3 protein-coding genes and 3 pseudogenes are annotated in these 6,040 nt (G+C 67.8%); 3 read left to right on the top strand and 3 right to left on the bottom strand.

Annotation, left to right across the window (positions count from 1 at the left end; translation table 11 throughout):
- Positions 1–152, bottom strand: a pseudogene (locus ATB1_RS23230) (transcription antitermination protein); the annotation flags it as partial.
- A gap of 197 nt (positions 153–349) precedes the next feature.
- Between ATB1_RS23230 and ATB1_RS10315 the strand changes: the two are divergent.
- Positions 350–1,791, top strand: a pseudogene (locus tag ATB1_RS10315) (short-chain fatty acid transporter).
- 53 nt (positions 1,792–1,844) lie between these two features.
- Here the strand turns inward: ATB1_RS10315 and ATB1_RS10310 are convergent.
- Positions 1,845–2,705: a sulfurtransferase gene (locus tag ATB1_RS10310; RefSeq protein WP_042663616.1), complete on the bottom strand. Its 861-nt coding sequence runs from the start codon at positions 2,703–2,705 to the stop codon at positions 1,845–1,847.
- Between the two features lie 251 nt (positions 2,706–2,956).
- On the opposite strand from ATB1_RS10310, the pseudogene ATB1_RS10305 reads away from it, so the two are divergent.
- Positions 2,957–3,732, top strand: a pseudogene (locus ATB1_RS10305) (sulfurtransferase).
- 12 nt (positions 3,733–3,744) lie between these two features.
- On the opposite strand, the gene ATB1_RS10300 reads toward ATB1_RS10305, so the two are convergent.
- Positions 3,745–4,779, bottom strand: coding sequence for an AI-2E family transporter (locus tag ATB1_RS10300; RefSeq protein ID WP_042663614.1), 1,035 nt, complete (start codon positions 4,777–4,779; stop codon positions 3,745–3,747).
- A 129-nt stretch (positions 4,780–4,908) separates the two neighbouring features.
- Here ATB1_RS10300 and ATB1_RS10295 point away from each other — a divergent pair, with 129 nt between their 5' ends.
- Positions 4,909–6,036: a thiamine ABC transporter substrate binding subunit gene (locus ATB1_RS10295; protein ID WP_042663613.1), complete on the top strand. Its 1,128-nt coding sequence runs from the start codon at positions 4,909–4,911 to the stop codon at positions 6,034–6,036.
- The last annotated feature ends 4 nt before the right edge of the window (positions 6,037–6,040 follow it).

The following is a 6,040-nucleotide window of genomic DNA, read 5'->3' as shown; positions in this document are numbered from 1 at the left end:
GCGGCCTCGGACGCGGCGGCCGTGCGAACCGCGTCGCCGTCCATCTCGCCGCCGGTGACGGCGTACAGCGCCTTCGAGGAGCCGAGTCGGGAAAGCGGCGTCTCGTGGTCGTCGCGGAGGGTGTCGAGGAGTTCGGTCATACGGCCCCGTATGTCCGTCTCGTGTTTGTACCCATCGGCGGCGGCGAGTCCGGCGCGGGTCCGCGACGGGCGTCCACGGAGACCGTGACCGGCGAGTCCGGCCGGAGCCGAGCCAGCCGATGAGTCGGGCCTCACCCGACATTCGACCGAGTCGAACCCGCCCGAATATTAAACATTATATATTGTATTATCATGAAGTAATCCGGAATATGACAAACGCTATCAGGCAGGCGGCGGAGCGGAGTTCGAAACTGGTCGAACAGTACCTCCCCGACGCGTTCCTGTTCGCCATCATCCTGACCGGCGTGGCGTTCGTGCTGGCGCTGGTATCGGTCGCGCCGGGCGAAGGGACCGGTGTGGTGGGGCACGCCGGGAACCTGCTCCTCGACGGCTGGTACGGCGGCTTCTGGAATCTGCTTTCGTTCGGGATGCAGATGACGCTCATCCTGATGACCGGCTACGCGCTCGCGCAGACGAAGCCCGTGGACTGGCTCCTGACGCGACTCGCGGGCGTCCCGAACACGGAACGGGGCGCGGCCGCGATGGTACCGGTCGTCGCCGCCGGGGCGTCGTTCGTTCACTGGGGCCTCGGCCTCGTCGTCGGGGCGCTTTTCGCCCGGAAGATAGCGACCGAGATGCGCGGCATCGACTTCCCCATCGTCGTCGCCGGGGCGTACTCCGGGTTCGTCGTCTGGCACGGCGGCCTCGCGGGGTCGATTCCGCTGTTGTTGAACACCGAGGATAACTTCCTCATCGAAGCGGGCATCCTCGACGCGACGTTCGGCACCGGCGGGACCATCTTCACGGTCGCCAACCTCGTGTTGGTCGTCGCGGTCGGCTTCCTCTTCCTGCCGGCGCTGTTCGCGCTCATGTACCCGACCGACGAGGCGAAGAAGACCCCAATCGACCCGCGGAGTTCGAGGCGGCGACCGACGGCGGCGAGCAGGCGAGCGGCGGGTGGGCCTCCACGGCCGTCCCCGACGACGCCTCGCTCGCCACGCGTATCGAGCACTCGCTCGGCATCGGCGTGACAATCGGCGTCGTCGGCCTGCTCGCGGTCGCCCTGTACTTCTTCGAAGGCGTCCAGAACGGGACGATGCCGTGGAACAACCTCAACCTGAACATCGTCAACTTCGGCTTCCTCTTCCTCGGCCTGCTGTTCCACGGGACGCCGAAGGCGTACATCGAGGCCATCGTCGAGGCCGTCGAGAACGTCTGGGGCATCATCCTCCAGTTCCCCTTCTACGCGGGCATCATGGGCATCATGGCCTACGCGCCGGAGGGCTCGGTCAGCCTCGCCACGCAGATCGCACAGGGCATGGTCGCCGTCGCGCCCGACGGGACGCTCCCGGCGTTCGCCTTCTTCACCGCCGGCCTCGTGAACTTCTTCGTCCCCTCCGGCGGGGGCGAGTGGGCCGTCATCGGCGAGACGCTCGTCACGGCCGCGAAGGCGTCCGGCGAGTCCATCCCGCGGGTCGCCGTCGCCGCCTCGTGGGGCGACGCGTGGACCAACATGATTCAGCCCTTCTGGGCCATCCCGCTTCTCTCCATCAGCGGCCTGTCGGTCCGCGACATCATGGGCTACTGCGTGATGGTGCTTCTCGGCGCGGGCGTGCTCGTCGCCGTCGGCATCAGCGTGCTACCGATGTAAGCCGCAAAAAGAACCGTACGGTCGGGTCCGACTCGAACCGAGGCCGAGGCGGCTCAGTTACCCTTTTCGACGGGCGCGCCGACGAGGTTGCCCCACTCCGTCCACGAGCCGTCGTAGTTGGTGACGTTCTCGTAGCCGAGGAGTTCGTGAAGGGCGAACCACGCGATAGAGGAGCGCTCGCCGATGCGGCAGTAGGCGATGGTGGACTCGTCGCCTTCGATGCCCTGGTCCGCGTAGAGTTCGCGGAGTTCGTCGGCGGACTTGAAGGTGCCGTCGTCGTTGACGGTCGCGGCCCACGAGATGTTGCTCGCGCCGGGGATGTGGCCGCCGCGCTGGGCGGTCTCCTGCAGTCCCGGGGGCGCGAGAATCTCGCCGGAGAACTCCTCGGGCGAGCGAACGTCGACGAGGGGAAGGCCCTTGTCGACCGCCTTCTCGACGTCGTCGCGGTACGCGCGGATGTCCTCGAAGGGACCCTTGGCGGTGTAGTCTTGCTCCGGGAAGGACGGGACTTCGTCGGTCGTCGGATAGTCGTTGTCGACCCAGTAGTCGCGGCCGCCGTTCATCAGGTGAACGTCCTCGTGGCCGTAGTACTTGAACTGCCAGTAGGTGTAGGCGGCGAACCAGTTGGAGTTGTCGCCGTAGAGAACGACCGTGGAGTCCTCGGAGATGCCGTGCGAGCCGAGGAGGTCCTCGAAGTCCTCCTTGGTCAGCACGTCGCGGGTCGTCTGGTCCTGCAGCTGGGACTCCCAGTTGAACCCGATGGCACCGGGGGCGTGACTCTCGTCGTACGCCTCGGTGTCCACGTCCACTTCGACGAGTCGGTACGCCGCGTCGTCGCTCTGGAACTCGTCGAGGTGGCTCTCCACCCAGTCCGCAGAGACGAGTACGTCCTTCGCGTAATCGGAGTTTGACATCGCGTTTCTCCGTACAACAGGAAGGCCCATAACTCTCACACCGACGGCATGTACGGCCTGACCTCGGGTGATGCGGCAATATTGTCCCAGATATGGCGGGGGAGACGCCGAAAGCGACTCGGAGAACAGCCGTCACGCGCTGTCTGAGTCCGGTATCCGACGGAACCAGCAACAACATCCGCTACCCCGGACACGTGGCGAGGGGTGCGAGGAGGGGCGGACCTAAATCCGCGGCCCGGAAACGTGGGGGCATGGTAGACGTGGTCTCTTCGGATTGGCTCGCGGACCGGCTCGACGACGTGCGCGTGGTGGACGTGCGGGACGGCTGGGAGTTCGACGGCATCGGACACCTCCCCGGCGCGGTGTCGATACCCTTCGACAGATTCCGGAGCGCCGACGGCGACGTGGGGATGCTCCCCGGCCGCGACGCGTGGACCGACCTCCTGTCGGGCGCGGGCATCGCCGCCGACGACGACGTGGTCGCCTACGACGACACCCACGGCGTGTTCGCCGCGCGCTTCCTCGTCACAGCGCTCCTCTACGGCCACGACCCCGAGAAACTCCACCTCCTCGACGGCGACTTCAGCGCGTGGAACCGCGAGCGCGAGACGACGACCGAGGCGACCGATGTCTCGGGGACGGTCTACGAGATAACCGAGCCGGCCGAGACGCCGCTCGTGGACTTCGAGGCGGTCGAGGCCGCGCTCGACGACCCCGAGACCGTCATCGTGGACACCCGCGACCCCGCGGAGTACGACGAGGGCCACCTCCCCGGCGCGGTCAACCTCGACTGGCGCGAACTCGTCGACGACGAGACTCGCGGCCTGAAACCGCGGGACGAACTCGACTCGATTCTGGACGCCGCGGGCATCGCGCCGGACCGGCGAGTCGTCCTCTACTGCAACACCGCCCGGCGCATCAGCCACACCTACGTCGTGCTCTCGCACCTCGGCTACGACGACGTGGCGTTCTACGAGGCAGTCTCACCGAGTGGGAGGCCCGCGACGGCGCGGTCGTCGAGGACTGACGGGCGGCGCGGTCAGGGAGTCTCGACCGGGTCGTCACTCGCGGCCTCCTCGCTTCCGCCCTCATCGACGCGTAGCTCCGCGCCGAGCAGGTCCACCGATTCCGCGAGGAGCGCGACGACGAGCGGGCCGGCGATGATGCCGACCGGACCGAGGCTAAGCAGGCCGCCGACGAAGCCGACGAAGTAGAGGCTCCCCGGCAGGTCGGCGGTCTCCTTGGCGAGTCGCGGGCGAATCAGGATGTCCGGGAGCCACGCGACCGCGAACCCGCCGACCGTGATGACGAGCGCAGCGGCGACGAGGTCGCCGACCGCGACGTGATAGACGGCCATCGCCGCGAGCAGGAGGCTCGGCCCGACGATGGGGATGAACTGGAGGACGGCCGCGACCGTGGCGAGCGTGACGACGTAGTCGTAGCCGAGCGCCCAGAAGACGACGAGGCCGATGGCGAACGTGCCGACGGCGGTCGCCGCCTGCAGGACGTAGATGGCGAACAGCGTCTCGCGGGCCCGCTCGTTGAGCGCCGTCGCCGCGTCCCGGTAGTCGGCGGGGACCAGCGCGAGGAGCGTCCGGCCGACGGCGTCGCCGCTGAGGAGGAGCGCGAACACGAGGAAACCGAACAGCGTGAGTTTGATGAGCACCACGGGCGCGGCGGTGGCGGCGGCGCGGCCGACCGACCGGAGCAGGTCGAGGCCGACCGCGACCACGTCGTCCAGCGTCACCGTCTCGACCATCCCGAGGAACTCCACGGTCACCACGTCGGGGAGGAGCGCCGCGAGGCCGAGGATGTCGTTCAGGCGGAGAAAGAGGATGACGACGAGCGGCGCGAGCACCACGGCGACGCCGACCGCCGCGACGACGGTGGCGGCGAGGCTGGCGACCCACCGGGAGGCCCCGCGCGCTTCGAGGCCTCGCCTGAGCGGCACGAGCAGGTAGGCGACGGTGATGGCGAAAAACACCGTCGCCAGCACGTCCGCGAGCATGACCGCCGCGAGGAGCGCAAAGAGGGCGAGCACACCGCCGAAGACGTACGGGCGAGAAGCAGTCACCTTTCACGATATTCCGGCAGAGGGTAAAGTCGTTCTCCCGCGACGAGCCTCGAACCCGACGGTTTCGGCCGCGTACCGCCTTCGAGAACATCACGCTCGTTAAGTACCACAGAGTACAACAACCGAGTAATGAGACGACGTAGCTTCCTGAAGGCCGCGGGGGCGGGAGGCGTCTCCGCGCTCCTCGCCGGCTGTACCGGGACCGGCGGCGGAGAGACGACGACCGAAGCGTCGGGCGACACGACCGAGACGGCCGAGGGGACGACCGCGGGCGGCGAGTCGCCGACGCTCACCGTCGGCACCTACGGCTCGTTCGTCGACGCGCCGAGTTCGAGCCCCGGGCCGTGGCTGAAAGAGACGTTCGAATCCGAGTTCGACGCGACCCTTGAGTGGCAGACGCCCGACTCGGGCGTGAACTACTACATCGAGCGCGCCCTCCAGGGCGTCGAGTCCGGCGCGGACCTCTACGTCGGCCTCGACGCGCAGATGCTCGTCCGCATCGACCAGAACCTCGACGAGGCGCTGTTCTCGCCCGCCGAGGGGCTGTCCCGCATCGGCGACGTGAACGAGCAACTGAACTTCGACCCGCAGGGCCGCGCGGTCCCCTACGACACGGGGTACATCTCGCTCGTCTACGACGAGACCTACGGCGACGGCGACTTCGCCGCCCCCGAGACGTTCGACGGCCTGCTGGAGTCCGAGTACGCGGGCGCGCTCCTCGCGCAGAACCCCACGTCGTCGGCGACGGGACAGGCGTTCCTGCTCCATACCATCGACGCCAAGGGCGAGGACGGCTACCTCGACTACTGGGCGAGCCTGAAGGAAAACGACGTGCGCGTCCTCGGCAACTGGGAGGACTCCTACAACGCCTACTCGAACGGCGAGGCCCCGATGGTCGTCTCGTATTCGACCGACCAGGTGTACGCCGCCGAGTCCGGCGAGGACATGGCGAAACACCGGATTCGCTTCCTGAACGACCAGGGCTACGCCAACCCCGAGGGGATGGCCCCCTTCGCCGACGCGTCGAACCCCGACCTCGCCGCCGAGTTCATGGACTTCATGCTCCGGCCCGAGGTGCAGGCCGAAATCGCCGTCCGCAACGTCCAGTTCCCGGCGACGACAACCGCCGAACTGCCCGAGGACTTCGCGCAGTACGCGCAGGAGCCGCCGGAAGCCGTCACGTTCTCCTACGACCGGCTTCAGGACAACCTGAGTGACTGGACCGACGCGTGGGCCCGCGAGTTCGCCAGCAAGTGAGGTG

Source organism: Haloferax sp. ATB1, assembly GCF_000730175.1.
Note: the sequence above shows the minus strand (reverse complement) of the source record. Positions and strands in the feature narration are given on the sequence as shown.

Coding starts and splice junctions, on each gene's coding strand:
- ATB1_RS10310 (WP_042663616.1), bottom strand. CDS start 2,705: ATGTCAAACTCCGATTACGCGAAGGACGTACTCGTCTCTGCGGACTGG.
- ATB1_RS10295 (WP_042663613.1), top strand. CDS start 4,909: ATGAGACGACGTAGCTTCCTGAAGGCCGCGGGGGCGGGAGGCGTCTCC.